Consider the following 26,938-nt stretch of genomic DNA (forward strand, 5'->3'; position numbering starts at 1 on the left):
CCTGGAGGAGGGGGATTCCTAGCTCACTTCGCCCGGCACCTAGCAGGTGGCGGGGCTTACAAGATCAGCACCAGCCGGGTTGAGACCAGCCCGGACGAGCATCACGCGTGCGGAGTTCTTGTCCCTGGGGGACATGGCTCCGCACGCGGTACACGTATACGTTCGTTCAGAAAGGGGTACTGCGTGCTTGGCTCTCGCTCCGCAGTGTGCGCAGTCCGTGGTGGTGTGCGCGGGGTTGACCAGGTGCACGGTGCGCCCGTGCTTGCGGGCCATCTCGATGAGCGCGGTCTTGGTGGCGCTGATGGCGGCGTCGGCGGCCTTGCGGGCCATGGTGGATGTGGCGAGGAACTTCGGGCGGAAGTCCTCGACGGCCAGCGCGTCGTGGTCGCGGACCACGGCCTTGGCCCACTTGCGGCCGGTGTCCTGGCGCTGTCGGGCGATCTTCTTGGAGACCTTCGCCGCCGCATTGCGGGCTGTGCGGTAACCGCCGGTGTCGGGCCTGCTCTTCGGCGTCTGACGGCGGGACATCTGTCGCTGGTAGCGAGCCAGCTTCGCCGCGGCGGTCCGCCCGTGCTGCGGGTGGGGCAGATCATGCGCGTCGGAGGTCGTGGTGGCGGTCTCCTTCACGCCCCAGTCGATACCGATCGCGCGTCCCGTGGCGGGCAGCGGCTCGACGACCGCCTGCACGACGAACGAGGCGTACCAGTGGCCGAGGCTGTCCCGGTACACACGCACCGACGTCGGGTCGGTTGGCAGGTCGCGGGACCACACCACGGTCAAGGCGATGTTGCCGGCCAGGTGCAGGCGGTCGTCCCTGACCCGAAAGCCGCGCCGCGTGTAGTTCAGCGACACCAGCGCCTCGCGCTTGCGCTTGATCCGCGGCATCCCGGCCCGCTGTCGCATCGGCAGCCCGGCCTTGATGTCCCCCAGCGCCTTGGCGCGGGACTTCGCGAAGTCCCGGATCATCTGCTGCTGCGGCACCGAACTGCCCTCGCGCAGCCACGCCATCGCGCCACGGGCCCCGGTCAGCATCTTGTCCAGCTGCGCCGGCCCGCACGTCACTTTGACGGCGGCGTTCCTGTTCAGGCCGTGGATCTTGCGGGACATGGCCACGCATTCGTTCCACACCCACCGGCAGCGAGCCCACTCGGCATCCAGGCGAGCAAGCGCGGTGGACGACACGTGAAGGCGGTAGGTGTACCGGGCCTGTCCGGCCTCCCTCGCACCATCTGGTGTCGTCATGGTGTCACCGTACCACTACGCTGGGAGGTATGAATCATGAAGAAGCCCGCATCACTCTGCGTCTGCCCGCCGACTTGCACGCCTGGCTCACGGCTCAGGCCAAGGCCAACCGGCGCTCGCTCAACTCTGAGATCGTCCACCGCATCGAGGGCGATTACCGAGCCGCCGGGGCTGACACCGAACCGCGCTGACGGCGATTCACTCTTCCCCGCCCCGCTCCGCAGGAGTCCGATTCCTCCCCGGCCGGAAGACCGGGCCAGCCTCGGAGGACATCGGTGAACCTCAGCAGACGCACCGTCCTGCTCGCCGGAGCCGGCGCCGCCGCCGGACTCCTCCCGGGCCTGCCGGGCACGGCCGCGGCCGCCGGCCGCGACCTGCAGCCCCACGCCTCCTACTGGTACCCCGACTCGCTGCCCTCGGGCACCCCCGGCACCGGCGTCACCTGGCGCAGTCTGAAGGCGTGGAGCGCCGAAAGCGACACGGACCTGGCCTTCAACGCCGCCACCGAGCCGCTCGCCCCGCGCTTCACCCCGGTGCCCGCGAACACCACGGCCCGCTCCGGCCAGGCCCGCGTACAGTCCCTGGTCTCCTTCGGCCCCACGTCGGGCAACCCCGCGCAGGGCGCGGCCACCGCCGACTACTACGCGCTCACCCACTGGGCGTACGTCGACGAACTCGTCTTCTGGGGAGGCTCGTCGGGCGAGGGCCTGATCCTCGCGCCCAACGCGCCGATCGTGGACGCCGCCCACCGCCACGGTGTACCCGTCCTCGGCAATGTGTTCCTGCCGCCCGTCGCCTACGGCGGCCAGTTGCAGTGGACCCGCGACCTGGTGCAGAAGGACTCCGCCGGGCACTTCCCGCTGGCCGCGCGACTCGTCGCGGTCGCCGCCGCGTACGGCTTCGACGGCTGGTTCATCAACGCCGAGACCGGCGGCGGGAACGCCGCGCTCGCCGCCGACATGCTCGGCTTCCTGCGCGAGCTGAAGGCACTCGGCGCGGCCCAGGGGCAGCGCGTCACCTGGTACGACTCGATGACCGTGAACGGCACGGTGAGCTGGCAGGGGGCGTTGAACAGTCAGAACAAGACGTTCTTCCAGGCCACCGACTCCATGTTCCTCGACTTCCGCTGGTCCCGGAGCAGCCTCGCCTCCTCCGGGACGACCGCTCGGCAACTCGGCCGTGACCGCTACGCGCTGTGGGCCGGCGTCGATGTCGAGGCGAACGGCACGAACGCCTCCGTGAACTGGGACGCCATCGTGCCGACCAGCACGGCGCACATCACCTCCATCGGCTTCTACCGGCCGGAGTGGACCCGCAACCACCTTCCCGCGGGCCGCACACCCGGCGACTTCCACGCCGCCGACGACGCGTTCTGGACCGGCGCCTCCCTCGACCCCGCGCGACCCGACCCGACGGCGCGATGGCGGGCGCCCGCCGTCTCCGTCGCCGACCGTTCCACGGTCACCTCCCTCCCCTTCGCGACTGTCCTCAACACCGGTCACGGCCTGAAGTGGTACGAGGACGGCAGCGCGACCTCCGACGCCGCCTGGAACCACCTCGGTCTCCAGGACCGGCTGCCCTCCCGCCGCTGGGTGGTCCGCACCTCCGGCCGACGCCCCACGGTGGCCTTCGACTTCGCGGACGCCTGGCGCGGCGGCAGCAGCCTCCTGGTCGCCGGCGACCTCGACGCGCCGGCCACTCTCGACCTGTACGCGACGCGCATCCCGCTCGGCCCGGACACGGTCGTCGAGCTGACCCACCGCACCGACACGGGCGAAGCGTCCCTGGAACTCGCCGTCGCCACGGCCGACCCGGACGCGGCCGGCGGGGCGCCCCCGTACACCTACTTCCCGCTGGCGTCGGGCAGCGGCTGGGCGACCACCACCGTGCCGCTCACCGGGCTGTCGGGCACCCTCCGGGCCCTCGGCGTCCGGCTGACCGGTGCCGGAGCCCCGGTGCGCTGGCGGCTGGGCGGTCTCGCCGTCCGGGACGCGGTCGTGACTCCCGACGCGCCCACCGGCCTGCGGGTCACCGACGCCGACGGCGGCAGCGTGCGCCTCGCCTGGCAGGCCGCCCCCGGCCCGGTGCGCCACTACGAGGTGCACCGGATCCTTCCCGACGGCACGCGCCGCTTCCTCGGCGGAACCTGCCAGCGCGCCTTCCACGTCGGCGGTCTCGCCCCCGAGCAGGGCGAGGCGGCCGCACGCTTCGAACTGCGGTCGGTGGGGGAGCTGTTCACCGTCTCGACCCCCACGACGACCACCCACACCTGGTAGCCCGCACCCTCACCCCACGGAGCACTCACATGCATGACGACCGCACGCTGGTCGAAGCCCGCCTCAAGCGCGTTCTGGACGAACGCGTCCGTCCGGCCGTGTACCCCGAGTCCGTGCCGCTCGAGGTGGCGGTGTGGAACGCGCCGGGCGAGCCCGTCCCGGTCGCCGAAGGCCTCGCCGCCGCGCCGGAACCGATCGAGGTGGGCGGGCGCTGGGGTGCTCCGTGGGGTACCAGCTGGTTCCGGGTGACCGGGACCGTTCCTCAGGCGTGGGCCGGCCGGACGGTGGAGGCACTGCTGGACCTCGGCTTCGACGAGAACATGCCCGGCTTCCAGTGCGAGGGACTCGTCTACCGGCCCGACGGCACCCCCGTGAAGGGCCTCAACCCGCGCAACCAGTGGGTGCGGATCGGCGCCCCGGTCGAGGGCGGCGAACAGGTCCGGCTGCACATCGAGGCCGCCTCCAACCCGGTGATCCTCGACTACCACCCCTTCCTGCCCACCCGGTTGGGGGACAAGGAGACGGCGGGCAGCGAGCCGCAGTACCGGCTGGAGCGGATGGACCTCGCCGTCTTCGACGAGACCGTGTGGCAGCTCGTCAACGATCTGGAGGTGCTCGGCGAGCTGATGGCCGAACTCCCGGTGGAGTCCGCGCGGCGCTGGGACATCCTGCGCGCGGTGGAGCGGGCTCTGGACGCGGTGGACCTGCAGGACGTCAACGGCACGGCGGACGCCGCGCGTTCACAGCTCCGGGACGTCCTGGCGGCGCCCGCCGTACCGTCGGCCCACCGGATCAGCGCCGTCGGGCACGCGCATATCGACTCCGCGTGGCTGTGGCCGCTGCGCGAGACCGTCCGCAAGGTGGCCCGGACCACGTCGAACATGACCGCGCTCCTCGAGGACGAGCCCGACTTCGTCTTCGCCATGTCCCAGGCCCAGCAATGGGCGTGGGTGAGGGACCACCGGCCCGAGGTGTGGGCCCGGGTGAAGAAGGCGGTGGCCGACGGGCGGTTCGTGCCCGCCGGAGGCATGTGGGTCGAGTCGGACACCAACATGCCGGGCTCGGAGGCGATGGCCCGTCAGTTCGTCCACGGCAAGCGCTTCTTCCTCGACGAGTTCGGCGTCGAGAACGACGAGGCCTGGCTGCCCGACACCTTTGGCTTCGCCGCCGGGCTTCCGCAGATCATCAAGGCGGCCGGCTCCAAGTGGCTGCTGACACAGAAGATCTCGTGGTCGCAGACCAACAAGTTCCCCCACCACACCTTCCGGTGGGAGGGCATCGACGGCACCCGGATCTTCACGCACTTCCCGCCCGTCGACACCTACAACTGCGCGATGAAGGGCAGCGAGATCGCCCACGCGGCGAACAACTTCAAGGACAAGGGTGTCGCCCGGCACTCCCTGGCCCCCACCGGCTGGGGCGACGGAGGCGGCGGCACCACGCGCGAGATGATCGCCAAGGCGGCCCGGCTGCGCGACCTCGAAGGCTCCGCGACCGTGGTGTGGGAGACCCCCGAGGACTTCTTCCGCAAGGCCGAGGCCGAGTACCCCGACGCGCCGGTGTGGGTCGGCGAGCTGTACCTGGAGCTGCATCGCGCCACCCTCACCAGCCAGGCGAAGACCAAGCAGGGCAACCGGCGCAGCGAGCACCTCCTGCGGGAGGCCGAACTCTGGGCGGCGACGGCCGCCGTTCGTGGCGGATTCCCCTACCCGTACGGGGAGTTGGACCGGCTCTGGAAGACGGTGCTGCTCCATCAGTTCCACGACATCCTGCCCGGTTCCTCCATCGCCTGGGTCCACCGGGAGGCCCGGCGGACCTATGAGCGGGTCGCCGAGGAGCTGGGCGCTGTCATCGACGCCGCCCAGCGCGCACTGGCCGGCGACGGCTCGACGGCGCTGGTGTTCAACTCGGCGCCGCACAGCAGGGACGGGGTCCCGGCGGGCGGTGCCGCCGCGCCGCGCGTCGACGGGGAGGTGGCACTCGCCCCGCGCGTCGGTGGAGGCCACGTCATCGACAACGGCCTGCTGCGCGTCGAGATCGACGAGCGGGGGCTCGTGGTCTCGGCGTACGACCTGGAGGCGGAGCGCGAGACGGTCGCGCCCGGCCGGGCCGCCAACCTGCTCCAGATCCACCCCGACTTCCCGAACATGTGGGATGCCTGGGACGTCGACGAGTTCTACCGCAACACGGTCACCGACCTGGTCGACGCGGACGAGGTCGGACCCGCCGAGGACGGTGTGTCGGTCCGGGTCGTCCGGTCGTTCGGCGCGTCGCGGGTCACCCAGGTGCTGTCGCTGGCCCCGGGGGAGCGGCGGCTCGGTATCGACACCGAGGTGGACTGGCACGAGACCGAGAAGTTCCTGAAGCTCGCCTTCCCGCTCGACGTGCACGCCGAACGGTACGCGTCCGAGACCCAGTTCGGGCACTTCCACCGGCCCACGCACACCAACACCTCATGGGAGTCGGCCAAGTTCGAGGCGTGCAACCACCGTTTCGTGCACATCGAGGAACCGGGATGGGGTGTCGCCCTGGTCAACGACTCGACGTACGGCCACGACGTCACCCGCGCCGTGCGGGACAGCGACTCCGGTACGACCACCACCGTGCGTGTCTCGCTGCTGCGCGCCCCGCGCTTCCCCGACCCCGAGACCGACCAGGGAGTGCACCGCTTCCGGCACGCGCTCGTGCCGGGCGCCGCCATCGGTGACGCGGTGCGCGAGGGCTGGCGGATCAACCTGCCCGAGCGGCGGGTGAGCGGTGCGCGGCAGGTCGCGCCGCTGGTCACCGTCGACCAGGACGCGGTCGTCGTGACGGCGGTCAAGCTGGCCGACGACGGCAGCGGCGATGTGGTCGTCCGCTTCCACGAGTCCCGCGGCGGCCGTACGAAGGTCACGCTCACGGCCGGGTTCGAGGTCGGGGAGGTCACCGTGACGGACCTGCTGGAGCGGCCGCTCACGGACGCGGCGTCCCCGGCGCGCGACGGTGACCGGATCAGCCTGCGGCTGCGCCCGTTCGAGCTGGTGACGCTCCGGCTCACGCGAGCCTGACCGGCGCCCCGGGCGTCGTGGGGCCCCGGCCTCACGACGACCGGCCGGGGCGGGCCTCGCGAAAAGCGGGCCTCTGCGCGGCCTGACCGCTACGGATCGAGCTGGGACCGCAGCCACTGCTCCACCTCACCGACGTGCGCGGCCGCCGCCGCCCTCGCAGCCTCCGGGTCGCGGGCCACCAGCGCTCGGTGGATCGCGGCGTGTTCTCGGCGGGTGCGTTCGAAGGCGCCGTCCTCCTGGTAGCCGCGCCAGACACGGGCACGGAACGTGCGCGAGGAGAGGCCGTCCAGGATGGCGGTCATCGTGTCGTTGCCCGCGGCGGCCACGATCTCGCGGTGGAAGGCGAGATCGTGGGCGAGGATCCGCTCCGGATCGTCCGTCGCGTTCATCGCGGTCAGATGCTTCTCGACCTCGGCGAGCCCGTCCGGGGTGATCCGCGCGGCGGCCGTCGCCGTCGCGGTGGACTCCAGGACGCGGCGCAGTTCCAGCAGCTCGACGAGTTGCCGGCCGCGGGAGAGGTCGGCCACGACGCCGAAGGTCTCCAGCAGGTCTCCGGCCTCCAACCGCGTGACGTAGATGCCCGATCCGTGCCGCGCCTCCAGCACGCCGAGGACCGTGAGCGCGCGGATCGCCTCGCGCATCGAACTGCGCGAGATGCCCAGGTCGGCCGCCAGATCCCGCTCGGTCGGCAGCCGCTGACCCGGCTCCAGACGGCCCTCGCGGATCAGCGCCTTGATCCGCTCGATGGCGCGCTGCGTCACGGTGCCCTTCGGCGGAGCCGCGTCCGTGTCGGGCTCCGTGCCACCGTGCGGGGTCTCGTCCACAGCGCGTCCTCCTGTTGCCGGGTGCGCCGCAGTCTAGTCAGCGAAGTGGTCGGACCACTGGGGCCGATAATCAGGAAAACATGCCGCTGAAGGGTGTCGCCATCTCGAATTGGTCTGATAAATATTCGTCCCGGTAGGCGGAGGGACTTCCAGGAGCGAGCTCCCGAACCCCGACCGAGGACCCCCTGTCACCGACAGAAAGGCGTTCCGTGTCCGCTGCCCCCGCCCGCGTCACCGCGGTCGACACCTACGACATCCGCTTCCCCACCTCGCGCGAACTCGACGGCTCGGACGCGATGAATCCGGACCCCGACTACTCGGCGGCGTACGTCGTCCTGCGCACCGACACGGCCGACGGAGCCGAGGGGCACGGCTTCACCTTCACCATCGGGCGGGGCAACGATGTCCAGGTCGCCGCGATCGACGCGCTGCGGTCGCAGGTGGTCGGACGGTCCGTCGACGAGCTGTGCGCAGACCCAGGCTCCCTGTCCCGTGACCTGATCGGCGACAGCCAGCTGCGCTGGCTCGGACCCGAGAAGGGCGTGATGCACATGGCGATCGGCGCCGTCGTCAACGCCGTGTGGGATCTGGCAGCCAAGCGCGCCGGCAAGCCGCTGTGGCAGCTGCTCGCGGAGGCCGATCCCGTCTGGCTCGTCGGCCAGGTCGACTTCCGGTACATCACGGACGCGCTGACGCCCGAGGAGGCCCTGGAGCTGCTGCGCCGGGGCCGGGAAGGAGCCGCGGGACGCGCCGCGACCCTGCGCGCCCAGGGCTTCCCCGCGTACACCACCTCGCCCGGCTGGCTCGGCTACAGCGACGAGAAGCTCACCCGTCTCGCGGCCGAGGCGGTGGCCGGGGGATTCCGCCAGATCAAGCTGAAGGTGGGGGCGGATCTGGCGGACGACGTACGCCGCTGCCGCGTCGCCCGTGCGGTGGTCGGCCCGGACATCCGCATCGCGATCGACGCCAACCAGCGCTGGGACGTGGACGAGGCCATCACCTGGACCAAGGCGCTCACCGAGTTCCAGCCGTACTGGATCGAGGAGCCGACCAGCCCCGACGACATCCTCGGCCACGCCGCCGTGCGCGCGGCGGTCGCCCCCGTCAAGGTCGCCACCGGTGAACACGCGCAGAACCGGATCGTCTTCAAGCAGCTCCTCCAGGCGGGCTCCCTCGACGTCCTCCAGATCGACGCGGCGCGCGTCGGCGGCGTCAACGAGAACCTCGCCGTCCTGCTCCTCGCGGCCAAGTTCGGTGTGCCCGTCTGCCCGCACGCCGGGGGCGTCGGCCTGTGCGAACTCGTCCAGCACCTCGCGATGTTCGACTTCGTCGCCCTGTCCGGCACCACCGACGACCGCGTCATCGAGTACGTCGACCATCTGCACGACCACTTCACCGAACCGGTGGTGATCCGCGACGGCCACTACGCGGCACCGACCGCGCCGGGTTTCTCCGCCACCATGGGGCCCGCGTCCATCGCGGAGTTCACCTACCCCGGCGGCGCCTTCTGGGCCGCCGACCTCGCCCAGCGGAACGGCAACGACCGGAAGGGGCAGAGCACATGACGGATATTCAAGACTTCGACGGGCTCAAGGCAGTGGTGACCGGAGGCGCTTCCGGGATCGGCAGGGCGACTGCCGAGCTGCTCGCCGCTCGCGGCGCCCGGGTCGCCGTCCTCGACCTCGATCCGTCGTCCGTCGGCAAGCCGCTGGCCGGGCACCGCGCCGACGTCACCGACGACGCCTCCGTCCGGGAGGCCGTGGCCGCCGCGGTCGCGGACCTGGGCGGCCTCGACGTCCTGGTCAACAACGCGGGCATCGGGGCCCGCGGCACCGTCGAGGACAACGACGACGAGGAATGGCACCGGGTCCTGGACGTCAACGTCCTCGGCATCGTGCGGACGACCCGTGCCGCGCTGCCCCACCTGCGGGAATCCGCGCACCCGGCGATCGTGAACACCTGCTCCGTCGCGGCCACCGCGGGCCTGCCCCAGCGGGCGCTGTACTCGGCGTCCAAGGGCGCCGTCCTCTCCCTCTCCCTCGCCATGGCCGCCGACCACGTCCGCGAGGGCATCCGCGTCAACTGCGTCAACCCCGGCACGGTCGACACTCCGTGGGTCGGACGGCTCCTCGACGCCGCCCCCGATCCGGCCGCCGAACGCGCCGCCCTGGAGGCCCGCCAGCCCACCGGCCGCCTGGTGTCGGCGCCGGAAGTCGCCGGCGCCATCGCCTACTTGGCGAGCCCGCTGTCCGGCGCCACCACCGGCACCGCGCTCGCGGTGGACGGCGGTATGCAGGGGCTGCGGCTGCGCCCGGTGGGCCGGTGACCTCCCTCGGCGGCAGTGGCGTCCGCGTCAGCGGGCTGTCCTTCGGCGCCGCCGGGATCGGCAACCTGTTCACCGAGGTCACCGACGAGCAGGCGTACGAGGCCGTCGGCACCGCCTGGACGAGCGGCATCCGCTACTTCGACACCGCCCCGCACTACGGCATCGGCCTCTCCGAGCGGCGCCTCGGCGCGGCCCTGCGCGACCGGCCCCGCGCCGAGTACACCGTCTCGACCAAGGTGGGCCGCCTCCTGGAGCCGGCGGGCACGGGCGGCGACGACCTGGCCGACGGCTTCGCGGTGCCCGCCACGCACCGCCGCGTCTGGGACTTCAGCGCCGACGGCGTACGCCGGAGCCTGGACGCCAGCCTCGAACGGCTCGGCCTCGACCGGGTGGACGTCGTCTACCTGCACGACCCCGACGACCATGCCGAGCAGGCCTTCCGCGAGGGCTACCCCGCGCTGGAGAAGCTCCGCTCGCAGGGTGTGGTCGGGGCGATCGGCGCGGGTATGAACCAGACGGAGATGCTCACCCGTTTCGTCCGCGAGACGGACATCGACGTGGTGCTGTGCGCGGGCCGCTACTCCCTCCTGGACCACCGCGCGCTGTCCGGGCTGCTGCCCGCCGCCCGGGCCCGCGGCATCTCCGTCGTCATCGGCGGCGCCTTCAACTCCGGCCTGCTGGCGGATCCGAGACCGGGAGCGACGTACAACTACTCCATCGCGCCGGAGGAGTTGTTGAACCGCGCCCTGCGCCTGAAGGTGATCGCCGAGCGGCACGGCACCACGCTGCGTGCCGCGGCCCTGGCTCTCCCGGCCGCCCACCCGGCCGTGGCGAGCGTCCTCGTCGGTGCTCGCTCGGCCGATGAAGTCCGTGACTGCGTACGGCAGTCCGTGACGCCGGTGCCCCCGGGCTTCTGGCAGGAACTGCGCGCGGAGGGACTGCTGCCCGCCGACGCTCCCCTCCCCGCACGGGAGCTGCCGTGACCGTCGACGCGCACCACCATCTCTGGGACCTGTCGGTCCGTGACCAGGACTGGATCACCGGCCCCGGACTCCGGCCCCTGCGGCGGAACTTCGGGATCACGGACCTCGCACGGGCGGCCGGGGCCGCCGGTGTGGACCGCACCGTCCTCGTGCAGACGGTCACCGTGGCCGAGGAGACCCCGGAGTTGCTCGCTCTCGCGGAGGAGAGTCCGCTGGTGGCGGGCGTGGTCGGCTGGACGGACCTGACCCGCCCGGACGTCGCCGAGGAACTCGCGCGGCTCCTGGAGGCGCCCGGCGGCCGTCATCTCAGAGGCATCCGCCATCAGGTCCAGGCCGAGAGCGACCCCGGATGGCTGCTGCGGCCGGACGTGCGGCGCGGACTGGCCGCCGTCGCGGAGGCGGGGCTCGTCTACGACCTGATCGTCGTGCCGCACCAGCTGCCCGTCTGCGCCGGGGCGGCCGCAGATCATCCCGGACTGACCTTCGTGCTGGACCACTTGGGCAAGCCGCCGATCGTCGGCGGCGTCCTGGACCCCTGGGCGAGCGCCGTCCGCGAACTGGCGGCACTGCCCAACACCGTGTGCAAGCTGTCCGGGATGGTCACCGAGGCGGACCCCGCACGGTGGACGCCCGACGACCTGCGGCCCTACGCCGACACGGTCCTGGAGGCCTTCGGTCCCGACCGGATGATGTTCGGCTCCGACTGGCCGGTGTGCACACTCGCCGCGACCTACGGCCAGGTCCTGCGGACGGCCGAGGAGTTGACGGCGGGCCTGCTCGAGAGTGAGCGGCAGGCCGTCTTCACCGGAACCGCCACCCGCGTCTACCGCCTCTGACCCCGAAACCTGCCCGCCTGCCCGCCTGCCCGCCTGCCCGCCTGCCCGCCTGCCCGCCTGTCGAGGCGTGGGGCGCGAAGTGACGGTGCCGGGCGGCGCCCGGTCGGTCCAGTACGGAATCCGGCGCTCGTCGGCGCGCTCCAACCGTGTCGGCGGCAGGAAGTCGCGCACGTACGTCCGGTGCCAGCACGCGCCCGTCTCCCGCAGTTCGCGCCAGGTCGTGTACCGGTAGCGGAAGAGGCGGGCGCGGACGAAGCGGGGCGGCGCGTCGGCGGGGAACGGGGAGCGGCGCAGCAGCCGCAGCGTGTCACGGTCGTTCTCCAGGAGCCGCTCCACCAGGCCCGAGAACCACGCGTCGGCGTACCCGGGGGAGAGCGCCGCGAACCACATCATCCAGTCGAGCCGCAGATGGTACGGCGCGAACTGGCGCGGCCAGTACCGTGGATCGCCCGGCTTGCCCCTGAACTCGTACTCCCGCCAGTCCGCGTCCTCGCGCGCCACCTCGTCCGCCGTACCCTCGACCACCACCTCGTGACGTACCCGGCTGACGCTGCCGAACGCCCCGTAGGTGTTGACCAGATGGAGCGGGTCGAAGGAGCGGTTCATGACCTGCCGCCGGGAGAGCAGATTGCGCGCCGGGCGGTAACTCAGGGCCAGCAGTCCCGCCGCCACGACAAGGACGACCACCTCGTACCAGAGCGGCGCTCCGGTGGCCCGCGGCGCGGTGGTGGGGAGTTCGACCACACTCAGGGCGAGCACGATCGTCGTCCAGTTCAGCCAGGAGAAGTTGCCGGACAGGACCAGCCACAGCTGGGTCAGGATCATCAGCGCGGCCGCGGCCGTCGCGATCGGCTGCGGGGTGAACAGCAGCACGGGCAGCACGAGTTGCGTGAAGTGGTTCGCGGCCACCTCGATCCGATGGAACGGCTTGGGCAGATGGTGGAAGAACCAGCTCAGCGGACCCGGCATCGGCTGTGTCTCGTGGTGGTAGTCGAGGCAGGTCAGCTTCCGCCAGCAGGCGTCGCCCCGCATCTTGATCAGCCCCGCGCCGAACTCGACGCGGAACAGCACCCAGCGCATCAGGAACAGCACGACGACCGGCGGCGCCACCTCGTCGTTGCCGAGGAAGACCGCGAGGAAACCCACCTCCAGGAGCAGGGACTCCCAGCCGAACGAGTACCAGGTCTGGCCGACGTTCACGATCGACAGATACAGGGCCCACGGGACCAGCCACAGCAGCATCGCGCCCCAGAGCGGCAGGTACCCGTCGAGGCCCGCGATCAGCGCGGCCGACACGGCGCAGCCCGTCCAGGACCAGGTGGCGAAGAAGCGGTCCGAATAGCGCAGATGGAACACGCTCGGCGCGTCACGGAACGCGACCCGCCGCACGAAGCCGGGTACCGGCAGCATCCCGCGCTCCCCGATCAGCGCGCGGAACTGCAGGGCCGCGCCCAGGAACGCGACGAGATACAGCACGGCCAGAGCCCGCTGGAAGACCAGTCGGCTCAGCTCGTAGCCGGGTGCGAAGAACCACTCCATGACGCGTGCTCCTCTCCCCTCCATTGTGACGCTGGGTGATCGATCTCCGCTTGCGTGCGCCAAGAGGGTGACGCAGAGAATGGTCCACGAATCGCCCGGGACGAAGGGGAGAACGTGGTGCACCTACCCACCAGGACCCTCGTAGCGGCCTGTGCGCTGTCGGCGGCACTCCTCGTCGCCGGCTGCGCGGGCGGCAGCGACAGGGGCACGGAATCGAGCGGACCGACCGGCGGTGAGGTGTTCCTCGAGCCTCTCGACGCCGCGGGGCCGGACCCCTTCACGGCGTCCACCGTCACCCCCGCCGCGACCGCGCCACCCGTCACCCGAACGCCGCAATCCCCACCCGCCGGCACCCAGGGCGGGCGTTCGTTCTCGGGCGCCACCCCGGGCCTGTACGGCGGCACCCGGAACGCCGGCAGCTGCGACACCGACCAGCAGATCCGGCTCCTCGACGCCGACCGGGGCAAGGCACGTGCCTTCGCCCAGGCCTCCGGCATCTCCCCGGGGTCCGTCCCGGGCTATCTGCGCGGACTGAGCCCGGTCGTGCTGCGCGCCGACACCCGCGTCACGAACCACGGATTCGGCGACGGACAGGCGACCGGCTTCCAGGCCGTGCTCCAGGTCGGTACGGCCGTCCTCGTCGACGACCGGGGCGTCCCCCGGGTCCGCTGCGCCTGCGGCAACCCGCTCAACCGGCCCATCGCGCTCGACGGGAAACCGGGCACCCGGGGCAGGCCCTGGAGCGGCTACCGGCCCGCCCAGGTCGTCGTGGTGACCCCGGCACCGGTCGTGATCACCGACATCACGATCATCGACGTCGACGACCACACCTGGATCGAACGCCCGGTCGGCCACGACGGTCACCGCCACGACCATGTCGTGGCACCGCCCGACGGCGGGACCGCGACCCCGAGGCCCCCCGAGTCCTCCTCCAGCTCCGCGCCCGGCGACGGGAGCAGGTCCCCCGACGCCCCCGCGTCCGACTGCGCCACGCCGACCGCGACGCCGACCGTGCCACCGGGGGACAGGGAGAGCGGCCCGGGCGAGAGCGCCGGGTCCGGCACCGGGCCCACCGGTATGCCGACGGACGGGTCCGCCATGGACGTGTCCCGGCCTGACCGTTCCCCACGCCCGGAGGACAAGCCCTCGGACTGCCCGACAGCCTCCGTCGCGCCACCACCGACGACGGAGCCGGGAACCACCCCGGCCCCCTCGGGCGGGACCACCGCCCCGCGCACGGACACGGCAGCCCCCGACCGCTCCGCCGCGCCGGAGCCCTCGTCACCTCGGGTTCCGTCCGCCGGGCCGGGAACGCCCACCGGGGACACGGGTCCCGACACCGTGCCCGAGAGCCCCGGCGTACCCGACGGCGGTGGTCTGATCCCCGACGAGCCGACCGGCCCGGACGACGTCTTCGACGTCTTGGCCGACGCCTTCGACAGTTGAGCGGCCACTGGTCCGGGGAGCCCGGAACCGGGCTCGCCAGGAGTCGAATAATCGGGCGAATGCTGGCAAGGTGGCCCCATGGTTGATCGGGGAGCGAGCGCCCTGTCACTCCCGGACGACTGGCCCGCCCACCCGGCTCCGATCCTGGCGCTCAACCGCATGGGCAGCTTCGACTGGGACCTGGACGCCGGTCTGATGCAGATGGACGCCGAGGCCCACGAGGTCTTCGACGTGCGCCCGGACGAGTACGACGGGGACCCCGCCACCCTGGCCATGCGCGTCCCGCCGTCCGAGTCGCTCCGCCTCGACACCTTGGTGTCCCACGCCCTCAAGGACGGCAGCGAGAACTACGGCGCCTATTTCCGCATCCGCCGCCGCGACGGTTCGCTTCGCTGGACCCACACCCAGGGCTACATCCGCCGCGACGAGACGGGCCGGCCGCACCGGATCATCGGGATCGTCCGCGACGCGACCGAGGAGCTCGCCGAGGTCGCGGCGGGTCGTGATGAGGCCGCCCAGGACGAGGCACGGCGCCAGCAGACGAGCGTCGTCCAGCTGACCACGGCCGCGCTGGCCCACGCCGTCACCGTCCAGGACGTCATCGATGTCCTCCAGGACACCCACGGCCTCATCCACCTCGGGGCGGCCAGCCTGGTCATGGGTCTGGTGGAGGCCGGCCGCATCCACATGGTCGCCACGGGCCCCGTGGACAGTTACGTTCCCGGCACCCGGGTCACGCGCCTGGACGCGCAGTACCCGATGAACGAGGTCGTGCGGACCCTCCAGCCGCACTTCATCGAGTCGCCCGAGGAGTTCGCCGAGTCGTACCCGCTCCTGTGGCCGAACATCACCGACCTGAACATCACGTCGGCCGCCTATCTGCCGCTGATCGTGCAGGCCCGCCCCATCGGCGCCATCGGCCTGCTCTACAACGACCGGCACGGCTTCTCGGAGGAGGAGCGCAACGTCCTCGTCGCGCTCGGCAGCAGCATCGCCCAGAGCCTCCAGCGGGCCATGTTCTTCGAGCAGGAGAAGGACCTCGCGCAGGGCCTCCAGCAGGCCATGCTCCCGCGCTCGATCCCCAGCGTGGACGGCGCCGACATCGCCGTCCGCTACCGCTCGGCCTCCCTCGGCCGGGACATCGGCGGCGACTGGTACGACCTGATCCCGCTGCCGGGCGGCCGCGTCGGCGCCGTCATCGGGGACGTCCAGGGCCACGACACCCATGCCGCCGCGGTCATGGGCCAGCTGCGCATCGTCCTGCGCGCCTACGCCGCCGAGGGCCACACCCCGGCCACCGTGATGGCCCGTGCCTCGGTCTTCCTCGACGAACTCGACACCGACCGCTTCGCGACCTGCCTGTACGCCGAGGTCGACCTGTCCACCGGAGTGACCCAGCTGGTGCGGGCCGGCCACATCGACCCACTGGTCCGGTACACCGACGGGAGGTGTCGCCGACTCCCCGTGGAGGGCGGCCTGCCGCTCGGTCTGTCCGCCGAGTTCGGACGCCTCGAATATCCCGTGGCCACCATCGAACTCGACCCCGGCCAGACCCTGCTGCTGTGCACCGACGGACTCGTCGAGGAGCCGGGCGTCGACCTCGACGACGGCATGCACACCCTCAGGGAGCGCATCCGCGTCGGCCCGACCGACGTCGGTGACCTCGCCGACCGGCTCATCGACATGGCCGAGGAGCGCGGCGGGGACGACGACGTCGCCCTGCTGCTCCTGCGCCGCCGCGGGTTCAGCGACCACCGCTCCGGCGGACGTCTCCAGCAGCACGTGGCCCCCGGCGACCCGGAGGCGCTCTCCGAGGCCCGCCACATGATCCGGGCCGCGGTCCGCGCCTGGGGAGCCGGTGAGCGGGCCGACGAGATCGAGCTGGTCGCCGACGAACTGATCACCAACGGCCTGATGCACACCGAGGGCTCGGCGATCGTCACCCTGCGCGTGCTGACCGGATCCGACCGCAGACTGCGCGTCGAGGTCGAGGACTCCTCCAGCGCCCTGCCGCGCCGCCGCGAGGCCGGAGTGTCCGGTGTCTCCGGCCGCGGACTGCTGCTCGTCGACCGGCTCACCGACGTCTGGGGCGTCGAGGCCCGGGGCGGCGGGAAGTGTGTGTGGTGCGAGTTCATCGTCCGGGAGCGGAACTGATCCCTGGCGCCGCCGGTGCCGGATGGCACTCTGGACGTATGCCGGAACTGCCCGAGGTCGAAGCGCTCAAGGACTTCCTGTCCGATCATCTCGTCGGCCGCCGGGTCGTGCGCGTGCTGCCCGTCGCCATCAGTGTCCTGAAGACGTACGACCCTCCCGTCTCCGCGCTGGAGGGGCGCGAGGTCACGGCCGTACGCCGGTTCGGCAAGTTCCTCGACATCGACCAGGACGGCCTGCACTTCGTCACCCATCTGGCCCGCGCGGGCTGGCTGCACTGGAAGGACACGCTTCCCGACGGTCCTCCCCGGCCCGGCAAGGGGCCGCTCGCGCTGCGCGTCGCGCTGGAGACCGGCGAGGGCTTCGACCTCACCGAGGCGGGCACCCAGAAGCGGCTCGCCGTGTACGTCGTCCGGGACCCGCAGGAGATTCCCGGTGTGGCCCGCCTCGGCCCCGATCCGCTCGCCGACGACTTCGACGAGAAGCGGTTCGCCGGGCTGCTCCAGGGGGAGCGGCGCCGGCTGAAGGGCGCGCTGCGCGACCAGAGTCTGATCGCGGGCGTGGGGAACGCGTACAGCGACGAGATCCTGCACGTCGCCAGGATGTCGCCCTTCAAGATCGCCTCCTCGCTCACCCCCGAGGAGACCCGGCGGCTGTACCAGGCGCTGCGCGGCACGCTCGCCGAGGCGGTGGAGCGCTCCCACGGGCTGGCCGCCGGGCGGTTGAAGGCGGAGAAGAAGAGCGGTCTGCGGGTGCACGGAAGAACGGGGGAGGCCTGTCCGGTGTGCGGCGACACCATTCGCGAGGTCTCGTTCAGCGACTCCTCTTTGCAGTACTGCCCGACCTGCCAGACCGGCGGCAAGCCGCTGGCGGACCGGCGGATGTCCCGGCTGCTCAAGTAGCGGCCCGGGCAGCTGCTCGAGCAGGGGCCCGCGGGCCACCCCGTCGAAGCGATGACACCTCTGCGGCCATGGCACCTCGGCGAGGGCCGCCAGCCGTCGCCCGAGCGGTGGGCGAGCGGCGGGACGGGCTTCGCTCAGGGGGAGTCGAGTGTCACGAGATGCTTGCCCTCCGCCGTGCGCACCTCGTAACGGACGATCTCCCCGGTCCGCATCGACGAACCGCCCTGCATCGCGATGACGTCGCCGTTGTGCGCGGGCTCCATCCAACTCGTCACCGTCTGCTCGGAGCCGTCCTTGCCGATGGCGACGAGCTGGCACGAGCGGGGGCCTCCGGCGTCCTTGACCTCGACGCCGACCTCACTGCCCCACACCCGGTCCTCGGCCGTCACCTGGGCCCAGACCCCGGTCTTCGCGTCGGTCCTGGCGATCCTGTTCGCCGGCGGGTCGGCCGCGGCGATCCGGTCCGACGAGGAGTCGTGCGCGGCGACGACGGCGATCGCGGGGCCTCCCGCCGCGAGGACCACGGAGGCCGCCACGGCGTACAGGAAGCGCCGGCGTCCGGCCCGGTTGCGCGAGGCCACCTCGCCGAGCAGCCGGTCGAGCAGCCGCGGCCCGGGCGCGGCGAAAGGGTGTACGGTGCGCGGCGTCGACCGGCGGTACAGCATCAACTGCCGTGCGGCGGGGCGGAATTCGCTGACATACGCCGTGCACCGAGGGCACTCCGCGAGGTGGTCCTCGAAGCGGAAGGCTTCCGCCTCGCCGAGCACGCCGAGCGCATAGGCGCCGACGTCGCGATGCCGTTCCAGGGACCTCATACCGAATACCGAATCCTCGTGGCGTTGGTGCGGACTGTGAGTGGTGTTGCTGTTGCCCACGGGTACGCACCAGACCGCCGAATCACTCAAGACTCGTTCGGAATCGCGGCCAAGACCTTCGGAGCACCGGAGCTCGCGGATTGGTGCGAGCTCGAGAAAATTCTCCCCGGCCCGGTCGCGACCGCCCTCAGAAGAGGTGGATGGCCAGATGCCCGAGCGGCAGCCCCAGTCGCCAGGCCGCCGTCCACACCTGCGGACCGTCGTCCTCACCAGGCACGGGGCCGCCGCCGGGGACCGCGTCCAGGTCCGGAGCGAGCAGTTCCGTCTCCTCCAGCCATCGCCAGGCCGCCGACGCCAACTCCAGGTCGGGGTCGGGAGCGGCGGATCCGGCGGACTCGGCCGCGCGCAGAGCGAGGTGCTCGCGCACCCACTCGTGCCAGGGCTGGTCATAGGCCGTCAGCGAAAGCCAGGTCTCCAACTGGGTGATGACCCGGATCCCGGACAGCTCGCCCCCGCTGTCGGACAGGAAGATGGTCAGCGCGAGGGCGTCGCGCCCGGCGCGGAACTCGAAGGATGTGGGCGGCATCAGGTCGCCCGTCCGCAGCAGCTCGTCGGCGATGTACTCGGCGTACAACCACGCCATGGGGACGGTGAGTTCGCCCCCGCCGGTGCCGTCCGTGCTCTCTTGACCTCTGTGCAGCATCCCTTCCTGCCTTCCTCCGGTGCGTGCGCGTCGCCCGACCCCGGGCCCCAGTCCGGAAAACGGATGAGGCAAGCTGATTGCTCAACCATGGTCCTCAGCAAGGCGCTTTACGGAGGTTTGACTCAGCCTTCGGTTTCACCGCAGGTCGGCCGCGTATCCCGGAAGAACCCGGCGCAGGGCGCGCAGCGCGTAGTAAGCGCGCGACTTCACGGTACCGGGCGGAATTCCGAGTGCAGCGGCGGCCTCCGCCACACTGGCCCCCTGGAAGTACACCAGCACCAGGACTTCACGGTGCTCGGGAGTGAGTGTCTTCACAGCCTCCCGCACATCGAGCGTCGCCGCCGACCGTTCGGCGTGATCGGCACAGACCCGCGCGCTTTCGAGCACCGCGTCCCCGACTTCCGGCGGCCGTGCCTGACGGGCCCGCCGCGCGTCGATCGCCAACCGCCGCCCCACGGTCAGCAGCCAGGGACGTACGGATTCGAAGTCGTCGGCACGCAGGGCCTCGGGATGCTGCCAGGCGCGGACGAACGTCTCCTGCACCAGGTCCTCGGCGCGCTGCCGGTCGCCGTCGGACAGGCGCAACAGCAGGGCGAAGAGGGGGCGGCCGTGCTCGCGCTGCAGCGCGGCCAGCTCGTGCTCGGCGGTCGTTCCGTGACTGATGGTGGTGGTTCCGGCCGTCATGGCGTGTATGCCAGCGCGCCGCGCCCCGCGCGGACAGGGCGGGAACACGGTTGTGCGGTGGGCGGTCGAAGCCGTCGGTGAACGGTGCGCCGAACGGTCCGCCGCCGTGGAGCCCCGGATTCCGTGGCCGCTGCCGCCGGACCGGGGTTCGCCCCCACGGGCATGCCCGTGAGCGCCGAACGGGCTAGCGGCCGTGGTGTCTCCTTGACTGCCGGTCGCCTGTGTACGTGGATTCCCCTTGATTAGTAATCAAATACGACTGAATGGGGACCGGCATGATCACACGCGCGCGGCAGATCAATCTGGCCCTCGCGGCCGTTCTCGTCGCGGCCGCGGCGGCCTGCCAGCTCCATGACTCGGCCGGGCACCACCAGAACGGACAGCCCGCCCCCGCCGCCGTCCGCGGCTTCACCCTCGTGGCCTCCGGCGACGTCCTGCCGCACACCTCGATCATCGAGCGGGCGAACTCCGACGCGGGAGGCAACGGGTACGACTTCCGGCCGATGCTCGCGGGCGTCCAGCCCATCGTGTCCGGCGCCGACCTGGCGATCTGTCACATGGAGACGGTCTACGGCGCGGACGGCGACTACACCGGCTATCCCATCTTCAAGTCCCCGCCCCAGGTGGCCGACGGCCTCGCGGCGACGGGCTACGACGCCTGTTCCACCGCTTCGAACCACACCCTGGACGACGGTGCCGACGGCATTCGGCGCACCCTGGACGCGCTGGACCGCGCGGGAGTGCGGCACGCCGGATCGGCGCGCACGGCGCAGGAGGCGAGCGGCGCCGGCCTGATGCGGGCGGGCGGCGCCCGGGTGGCCCATCTCGCGTACACCTACGACACGAACGGAATCCCGCTCCCGCAGGGGCAGCCCTGGGCGGTCGCCCTGATCGACCCCGCCCGGATCGTCGCGGACGCCCGTGCCGCACGGAAGGCGGGCGCCGACGTGGTCGTCGTCTCGCTGCACTGGGGCACCGAATGGCAGGACGAGCCCGACGAGCAGCAACTGCGGCTGAGCAAGGAGCTGACCGCGTCCCGCACCGACGGGCGGCCCGACATCGACCTGATCCTCGGCACCCACGCCCACGTCCCGCAGGCCTACGAGAAGGTCAACGGCACCTGGGTCGTCTACGGCATGGGCGACCAGATCGCCGGCGAGATGTTCAACGGCCAGGGCGTCCAGGATCCGCGCGGCAACGAGAGCACCATCGGACGCTTCACCTTCGCCCCGCCCGCGCGGAAGGGAGCGCGCTGGGAGGTGACGAAGGCGGAGTTCGTCCCGCAGGCCTTCGACCTCGACGCGGGCCGGGTCGTCGATCTCAACGCCGCGCTGGAGCGGGGCGCCACGGTCGGAGCCGTACGCGATCGGATCCGGGACGTCGTCCTGAGCCGGGGCGCGGCCCGGTCCGGCCTCGTCATGGCCAAGTGACGCGGGGCCGCTCTACGGCACGACCGTGACCGGCCAGCGGCCCGCCTTCACCAGCCGGATCGCCACCGATCCGACGATCCGGTGCCCCGCCTGCTCGGAGGCCCCGACCACCACGGCGTCCGCCTTGAGTTCGTCCGCGGCGGTGACCAGGCCGTTGTAGGGGTCGCCCCGGAAGGTGTGGAACTCCCAGCGCACATCGAATATGTCCTTCACCCGCTCGGCCGCGTCGCGGATGTAGCGCACCAGGTCCTCGGCGATCTGGTCGGTGGTCTCCGCGACCGGCACCCCGAGCGCCGCCCCCGCCGCCATCACCGGCTGGACGTAGACGACCGCGAGCAGCGCCCGCTGCCGCCTGGCCAGACCGCCCGCGTACGCCGCGGCGCGCAGCGAGGAGTCGGAGCCGTCCACACCGACGACGATGACTTTGGGACCGTCCGTGCCGCGCTCGAACCGATGTGCGTGCTGCTCTTCCGTCACGGCTGTGAGGCTATCGGAACCCGCAGGTCCCACGGCCGCGGGGGAGCGGTGGAGACTCGCTCGACGGGCGGGGCGGCGCCGCTCTTCCTACAGTCGGAACCATGAGTGCCACCGTGGCGGCCCGCCCGCCGAAGGACACCGTCGGCCCGAAACGGCCGCCCCGGAACGGTTTCCTCAACAAGGTGCCCGAGGGATTCGCGACCTTCTTCGGCGCCATCGGACTGCTCTGCGCCCTGCTCGCCTTCATCCCCCCGCTGCGCAGACTGCTGCGCCCGGTGGTGCGCTTCCTCGACCTGCTGATCATCCCGGTCAGCGCCAACCTCGCGTACGCCGTCTTCCTCTTCCTGCTCGCCGCCGCGACGGCCGCCCGCAAGAAGATCGCCTGGTGGCTGGTGGTGGTCTACCTCGGCCTGCTGGTCCTGGTCGACGCCCTCGGTATCGCCGCCGGTCTGTACGCCGACTCGATCCCGTCGTTCGTCGTCTGCGGGCTCCTGCTGGCGCTGCTGATCGTGGCCCGCCGCGAGTTCTACGCCGACTCGCGGCGCGCCGCCGTACGGCGGGCCCTCCTCGTCCTGTTCGCCGGGCTCCTGGTGGCGATCCTGGTCGGCTGGGGCCTGGTCGAGCTCTTCCCCGGCACGCTGCCGCGCGGCCAGCGGCTGCTGTGGGCCGCCAACCGGGTCTGCGGCGGACTCGTCTCCGGGGAGTCGTTCGACGGCCGTCCGCCGCGCGGGCTGTTCTTCGTCCTCGGCCTGTTCGGCGCCCTCGCCCTGCTCAACGCCGCCGCCACGCTCTTCCGCTCCCAGCGCCTGGTGGCGGCCCTGCACGGCGACGAGGAGACCCGTATCCGCGCGCTGCTCCGGGCGTACGGCGGCGAGGACTCGCTCGGCTACTTCGCCACCCGCCGCGACAAGGCCGTCGTCTTCTCGCCCAGCGGCAAGGCGGCCGTCACCTACCGCGTCGAGGCCGGAGTGTGCCTCGCCAGCGGTGACCCCGTCGGCGACCGGGAGGCCTGGCCGCACGCGATCGCCGCCTGGCTGGACATCGCCCGCCGCTACGCCTGGGCGCCCGCCGCGATGGGCGCCTCCGAGGAGGGCGCCAAGGCCTTCGCGCGGGCCGGGCTCGGCGCCCTCCAGCTCGGCGACGAGGCGATCCTGCACGTCGCCGGCTTCGACCTCGGCGGCCGCGACATGCGCGTCACCCGGCAGGCCGTCAACCGTGTCAGACGAACCGGCGCCACCTGCCGGGTACGCCGGCACTCGACCCTGACCGACGCCGAGATGGAGGAGATCGTCAGCCGGGCCGACGCCTGGCGCGACACCGAGACCGAACGCGGCTTCTCGATGGCCCTCGACCGGCTCGGCGACCCCGAGGACGGCGACTGCCTGCTCGTCGAGGCGATGGGGTCCGACGGCAAACTCCTCGCGCTGCTCTCCCTCGTGCCCTGGGGCCGCGACGGCATCTCCCTGGACCTGATGCGCCGCGACCGCAGCGCACCCAACGGCGTCATGGAGTTCATGGTCGCGGAGGTGTGCGCGGTCGCCGGAAAGTTCGGCGTCCGGCGCATCTCCCTCAACTTCGCGGTGTTCCGCTCGGTCTTCGAGGAGGGCGCCCGCATCGGCGCGGGCCCGGTGCTCAGACTCTGGCGCAGGCTGCTGCTGTTCTTCTCCAAATGGTGGCAGCTGGAGGCCCTGTACCGCTCCAACGCCAAGTACCACCCCGAGTGGTACCCGCGCTTCATCTGCTACGGCGAGACCGGCGCCCTCGCCCGCATCGGCATGGCTTCCGCCATCGCCGAGGGCTTCGTCTCCGTGCCCTCCCTGCGCACGCTGTGGGGCAAGGGACACCAGCGGGGCGGACCGAAGCCCGCGTCGACCGAGGGGCTGCCGTCGCTGGCGGCCCTCGGCCTCGACACGGGGGAGGGGGCCCCGGCCGACGACCCCACCGCCGGCCTGCCCGACCAGGTCCGCGTGCGGCACCGCAAGCTCGACCGGCTGCGCACCGACGGCACCGACCCCTACCCGGTCGGCATCCCGCCGCGCACCCACGTCCTGGCCGACGTCCGGGGCGGCGAGGACGTGACCGTCGCCGGACGCGTGATGCTCGTACGCGATTTCGGCGGAATCCTCTTCGCCGTGCTGCGCGACTGGTCCGGCGATCTCCAGCTCGCCCTCACCCGCAAGGAGTCCGGCCCCGCGCTCGACCGCTTCCGGCAGGTCGTGGACATCGGTGACCACATCAGCGCCGACGGCCTCGCGGGCGCCAGCGACACGGGCGAACGCACGGTCTTCGTCACCTCCTGGCGGCTCACCGCCAAGTGCCTGCGCCCGCTGCCCGACAAGCGCAAGGGCCTCGCCGACCCCGAGGCCAAGGTCCGCCGCCGCTATCTCGACCTGGTCTCCAGCACCGGCGCCCGCGACGTCGTACGGGCCCGCTCCACGGCCGTCCAGGCGCTGCGCCAGGGTCTGCTCGAGCGCGGCTACCTGGAGGTCGAGACCCCGATGCTCCAGCAGATCCACGGCGGCGCCAACGCCCGGCCCTTCACCACGCACATCAACGCCTACGACCTGAACCTGTATCTGCGCATCGCGCCCGAGCTCTACCTCAAACGGCTGTGCGTCGGCGGTCTGGAGAAGGTCTTCGAGATGGGCCGCACCTTCCGCAACGAGGGCGTCTCCTACAAGCACAACCCCGAGTTCACGATGCTGGAGGCCTATCAGGCCTTCGCCGACTACGACGTGATGCTCGACCTCGCCCGCGAGCTGATCCAGGGCGCCGCGACCGCAGCCTTCGGCTCACCCGTCGCCCGCAAGAACGGCACCGAGTACGACATCTCAGGGGCCTGGCCCGTCAAGACGGTGTACGGCGCGATCTCCGAGGCGCTGGGGGACGAGATCGACGCCGACACCTCCCTGGAGGCGCTCCTGCGGCTGTGCGACCGTGCGGGCGTGCCGTACACGCCGGACGACGGTCGCGGCGATGTCGTACTGGAGATGTACGAACGTCTGGTCGAGGAGAAGACCGGGCTGCCCACGTTCTACAAGGACTTCCCGACCGACGTCTCGCCGCTCACCCGGCAGCACCGCACCGACCCGCGGCTCGCGGAACGCTGGGACCTCGTCGCCTTCGGCACGGAACTGGGCACCGCCTACTCCGAGTTGACCGACCCGGTGGAACAGCGCCGCCGGCTCACCGCGCAGTCGCTGCTGGCCGCCGGGGGAGACCCCGAGGCGATGGAGCTCGACGAGGACTTCCTCGACGCGCTGGAGTACGCCATGCCGCCCACCGGGGGTCTCGGCATCGGCGTCGACCGTCTCGTCATGTTCCTGACCGGGCTGACGATCCGTGAGACGCTCCCGTTCCCCCTGGTGCGCCGCCGCTGAAATGGTCCAGCCGGGTGCTTTCGCGAGGCCCCATCGGTGTTGCTCGGCCGAGTCGCCCCTCCGCCGGGTGACTGATTGGTCATGAAAAAGGATCAGCTGATTACCCGGCGCCGGGCGTTGATCGCCGGCGCCGCCGTCCTGGGGGCGGCCGGGGCGGCGGGCACAGCCCGTGTCCTGACCGCCGACCAGGTCGCGAAGCCGGCGCGGAGCCTTCCCCGTTCCGGCCCGCAGGCGTCCCGCGCCCTCAAGCCGTCCGCCTACCGCCTCCAGCCGATCGCCGGATACGGCGCGCCGCGCAGCGCGCAGACACGGACCCTCGTCCGGAACGAGCCGTTCCTGCGCATGTCCGGGCGTGGCCGCAGCATGGTGCTGACCTTCGACGACGGCCCCGACCCGCGCTACACCCCCGAGGTCCTGCGCACCCTGCGCGAGTACGACGTGCGCGCGATGTTCTTCGTGTGCGGGGAGATGGTCGTCGACAACAAGGACCTGCTGAGCGAGATGGCCGACGACGGACACCTCGTCGGCAACCACACCTGGAGCCATCCGCTGCTGACCAAGCTCTCGCGCTCCGCGATCCGTTCCGAGATCGAGCGCACCTGCGAGGTCATCGAGGACGCGTGCGGCGAGCCGCCCGCCTGGTTCCGCGCGCCCTACGGAGCCTGGAACCGGGCGACCTTCCAGATCGGCGCCGAACTCGGCATGGAGCCGCTGGGCTGGACCGTCGACACGCTCGACTGGACGTCGCCGGGCACGCGTTCCATCGTCGGCCGGATCGAGAGCGAGGCGGCGCCGGGCGTCGTCGTCCTCTCGCACGACGCGGGCGGCGACCGCTCGCAGAGCGTACGGGCGCTGCGCGACTATCTTCCGCGTCTGCTGGAAGACGGCTACCACATCATGGTGCCGCGCCGGAGATACGCCTAGAAGCGCCGGCGGGTCCCCGCGCACCGTGGTGCGCGGGGATTCCGGCCGAGCCGGTCGGCGGGAGGCCGAGAGCCTCGCCGACCGGCTTTCGCCCGCCCGCTCGGGGAACGCTCAGCGCACCTCGATCATGCGGGCGAAGGCGACCACGTTCCCGTCGTATCCGTGCTGCTTGGAGAAACCGCCTCCGCACGTGATGACACGCAATTCCGGGGTGCCCTTGCTGTTGTACACACGGTCGCCGGGGAAATCGTTCTTCGCGAAGACCTCGATGCCGTAGATGTCGAACACCGCGGTCTTTCCGTCCTTGCGCAGGACCTCGACCCGGTTTCCCTTCTTGAGGGCGCCGAGCCCGTAGAAGACGGCGGGACCCCGCATGTTGTCGACATGGCCCACGACCACGGCCGTGCCTTTCTCGCCGGGCGAGACGGCACCGGTGAACCAGCCGGCGAGATTCGGGTCGTCGGGCGGCGGCGCGTCGACCCATCCGTCGTTGTCCAGACCCACCGGCATCACCGGGGCGTCTACCCGGATGGCGGGGATCCGCACCCGGTCGACCACGGAGTACGGGAGCGGGTCCGGTGTGTTCGAGAAGGTGCCACCGGGAGTGCGGCTGTCCGCCGCGGCCGCCGAAGCGGGCTGCGGGGGGCCCACGTCGAACTCACCGGAACCATTCCGAATGAGCGCGAGGCCGGTCAGCAGAACAAGCGCTATCACGCCCCAGGGAGCGCGCTTCCTCTGCCGCTCCTCCTCTTCGGCCAGCTCGGACGCAGACATTCGAAATCCCCTCTCGACGCGGCCGTCGCCTCGTCATTCGCGCATATGAGCACGCTAATGGCAGCGAGGCCGCCGGGCGACGGGGAGCGGGCGAACGGGTGGCGGGACGAATCCCCCGTGCGCCATCCGAGTTGCCGTGACCAGGAATTTTCTGACGGTCCGTGACCTGCGGCAATATC

The 26,938-nt window shown here is 71.7% G+C and carries 20 protein-coding genes and 1 pseudogene; 13 read left to right on the forward strand and 8 right to left on the reverse strand.

The window, feature by feature from the left end:
- Positions 1–39: 39 nt before the first annotated feature.
- Positions 40–1,242: an RNA-guided endonuclease InsQ/TnpB family protein gene (locus tag ACWD68_RS14380; RefSeq protein ID WP_451806739.1), complete on the reverse strand. Its 1,203-nt coding sequence runs from the start codon at positions 1,240–1,242 to the stop codon at positions 40–42.
- A gap of 29 nt (positions 1,243–1,271) precedes the next feature.
- Here ACWD68_RS14380 and ACWD68_RS14385 point away from each other — a divergent pair, with 29 nt between their 5' ends.
- From ACWD68_RS14385 to ACWD68_RS14395, 3 genes are all read left to right on the forward strand, one after another.
- Complete coding sequence (locus ACWD68_RS14385; RefSeq protein ID WP_451806740.1) at positions 1,272–1,433, forward strand: Arc family DNA-binding protein; 162 nt, start codon at positions 1,272–1,274, stop codon at positions 1,431–1,433.
- Between the two features lie 84 nt (positions 1,434–1,517).
- Positions 1,518–3,518: an endo-beta-N-acetylglucosaminidase gene (locus tag ACWD68_RS14390; RefSeq protein ID WP_451806741.1), complete on the forward strand. Its 2,001-nt coding sequence runs from the start codon at positions 1,518–1,520 to the stop codon at positions 3,516–3,518.
- A 29-nt stretch (positions 3,519–3,547) separates the two neighbouring features.
- On the forward strand, positions 3,548–6,565 hold the full coding sequence (locus ACWD68_RS14395; protein WP_451806742.1) for an alpha-mannosidase: 3,018 nt from the start codon (positions 3,548–3,550) through the stop codon (positions 6,563–6,565).
- A gap of 89 nt (positions 6,566–6,654) precedes the next feature.
- Here ACWD68_RS14395 and ACWD68_RS14400 read toward each other — a convergent pair whose 3' ends face one another.
- Positions 6,655–7,389 carry a FadR/GntR family transcriptional regulator gene (locus ACWD68_RS14400; protein WP_451806743.1) on the reverse strand — a complete coding sequence of 245 codons (735 nt, stop codon included), beginning with the start codon at positions 7,387–7,389 and terminating at the stop codon, positions 6,655–6,657.
- A gap of 209 nt (positions 7,390–7,598) precedes the next feature.
- Here ACWD68_RS14400 and ACWD68_RS14405 point away from each other — a divergent pair, with 209 nt between their 5' ends.
- Genes ACWD68_RS14405 through ACWD68_RS14420 form a run of 4 tightly spaced genes read left to right on the forward strand, consistent with a single transcriptional unit; the run spans position 7,599 to position 11,534 of the window.
- Entirely contained in the window at positions 7,599–8,954 is a 1,356-nt protein-coding gene (locus tag ACWD68_RS14405) for an enolase C-terminal domain-like protein (RefSeq protein WP_451806744.1), read from the forward strand.
- Positions 8,955–8,959: 5 nt separating this feature from the next.
- A complete protein-coding gene (locus tag ACWD68_RS14410) occupies positions 8,960–9,715 on the forward strand; it encodes an SDR family NAD(P)-dependent oxidoreductase (protein ID WP_451806857.1) in 756 nt (251 codons plus the stop codon).
- Positions 9,712–10,698 (forward strand): aldo/keto reductase, encoded by a 987-nt coding sequence (locus tag ACWD68_RS14415; RefSeq protein ID WP_451806745.1) that lies wholly within the window; start codon positions 9,712–9,714, stop codon positions 10,696–10,698. The genes ACWD68_RS14410 and ACWD68_RS14415 overlap by 4 nt, the downstream gene beginning before the upstream one ends.
- Positions 10,695–11,534: an amidohydrolase family protein gene (locus tag ACWD68_RS14420; RefSeq protein ID WP_451806858.1), complete on the forward strand. Its 840-nt coding sequence runs from the start codon at positions 10,695–10,697 to the stop codon at positions 11,532–11,534. The genes ACWD68_RS14415 and ACWD68_RS14420 overlap by 4 nt, the downstream gene beginning before the upstream one ends.
- Positions 11,535–11,657: 123 nt before the next feature.
- Here ACWD68_RS14420 and ACWD68_RS14425 read toward each other — a convergent pair.
- A pseudogene (locus ACWD68_RS14425) lies at positions 11,658–13,073 on the reverse strand (lipase maturation factor family protein); the annotation flags it as partial.
- Positions 13,074–13,187: 114 nt separating this feature from the next.
- Here ACWD68_RS14425 and ACWD68_RS14430 point away from each other — a divergent pair.
- The 3 genes from ACWD68_RS14430 (at position 13,188) to ACWD68_RS14440 (ending at position 17,572) form a co-directional block, all read left to right on the forward strand.
- Positions 13,188–14,519, forward strand: coding sequence for a DUF6777 domain-containing protein (locus ACWD68_RS14430; RefSeq protein ID WP_451806746.1), 1,332 nt, complete (start codon positions 13,188–13,190; stop codon positions 14,517–14,519).
- A 78-nt stretch (positions 14,520–14,597) separates the two neighbouring features.
- Positions 14,598–16,673, forward strand: coding sequence for a SpoIIE family protein phosphatase (locus tag ACWD68_RS14435; RefSeq protein ID WP_451806747.1), 2,076 nt, complete (start codon positions 14,598–14,600; stop codon positions 16,671–16,673).
- A 38-nt stretch (positions 16,674–16,711) separates the two neighbouring features.
- Positions 16,712–17,572, forward strand: coding sequence for an Fpg/Nei family DNA glycosylase (locus ACWD68_RS14440; RefSeq protein ID WP_451806748.1), 861 nt, complete (start codon positions 16,712–16,714; stop codon positions 17,570–17,572).
- Between the two features lie 134 nt (positions 17,573–17,706).
- On the opposite strand, the gene ACWD68_RS14445 is transcribed toward ACWD68_RS14440, so the two are convergent.
- The 3 genes from ACWD68_RS14445 to ACWD68_RS14455 all read right to left on the reverse strand — a co-directional run bounded on the left by ACWD68_RS14445 (position 17,707) and on the right by ACWD68_RS14455 (position 19,774).
- Positions 17,707–18,387 (reverse strand): zf-HC2 domain-containing protein, encoded by a 681-nt coding sequence (locus tag ACWD68_RS14445; protein WP_451806749.1) that lies wholly within the window; start codon positions 18,385–18,387, stop codon positions 17,707–17,709.
- 187 nt (positions 18,388–18,574) lie between these two features.
- On the reverse strand, positions 18,575–19,090 hold the full coding sequence (locus ACWD68_RS14450) for a hypothetical protein (protein WP_451806750.1): 516 nt from the start codon (positions 19,088–19,090) through the stop codon (positions 18,575–18,577).
- A gap of 135 nt (positions 19,091–19,225) precedes the next feature.
- Positions 19,226–19,774 (reverse strand): sigma-70 family RNA polymerase sigma factor, encoded by a 549-nt coding sequence (locus ACWD68_RS14455; RefSeq protein ID WP_385706385.1) that lies wholly within the window; start codon positions 19,772–19,774, stop codon positions 19,226–19,228.
- 275 nt (positions 19,775–20,049) lie between these two features.
- Here ACWD68_RS14455 and ACWD68_RS14460 point away from each other — a divergent pair, with 275 nt between their 5' ends.
- Entirely contained in the window at positions 20,050–21,204 is a 1,155-nt protein-coding gene (locus ACWD68_RS14460; RefSeq protein ID WP_451806751.1) for a CapA family protein, read from the forward strand.
- A gap of 12 nt (positions 21,205–21,216) precedes the next feature.
- Here ACWD68_RS14460 and ACWD68_RS14465 read toward each other — a convergent pair whose 3' ends face one another.
- Positions 21,217–21,681, reverse strand: a complete 465-nt coding sequence (locus ACWD68_RS14465) for a universal stress protein (protein WP_451806752.1) — start codon at positions 21,679–21,681, stop codon at positions 21,217–21,219.
- 101 nt (positions 21,682–21,782) lie between these two features.
- On the opposite strand from ACWD68_RS14465, the gene lysX reads away from it, so the two are divergent.
- Together lysX and ACWD68_RS14475 are read left to right on the forward strand one after the other, a co-directional pair.
- A complete protein-coding gene (gene lysX, locus ACWD68_RS14470; RefSeq protein ID WP_451806753.1) occupies positions 21,783–25,061 on the forward strand; it encodes a bifunctional lysylphosphatidylglycerol synthetase/lysine--tRNA ligase LysX in 3,279 nt (1,092 codons plus the stop codon).
- An 81-nt stretch (positions 25,062–25,142) separates the two neighbouring features.
- Complete coding sequence (locus ACWD68_RS14475) at positions 25,143–25,985, forward strand: polysaccharide deacetylase family protein (RefSeq protein ID WP_451806754.1); 843 nt, start codon at positions 25,143–25,145, stop codon at positions 25,983–25,985.
- Positions 25,986–26,096: 111 nt separating this feature from the next.
- Here ACWD68_RS14475 and ACWD68_RS14480 read toward each other — a convergent pair whose 3' ends face one another.
- The gene (locus tag ACWD68_RS14480; protein ID WP_451806755.1) at positions 26,097–26,759 is read right to left on the reverse strand and encodes a class F sortase; all 663 of its coding nucleotides are present in this window, start codon (positions 26,757–26,759) and stop codon (positions 26,097–26,099) included.
- Positions 26,760–26,938 lie beyond the last annotated feature (179 nt).

The sequence above is a fragment of the Streptomyces sp. NPDC005141 genome (genome assembly GCF_053599975.1).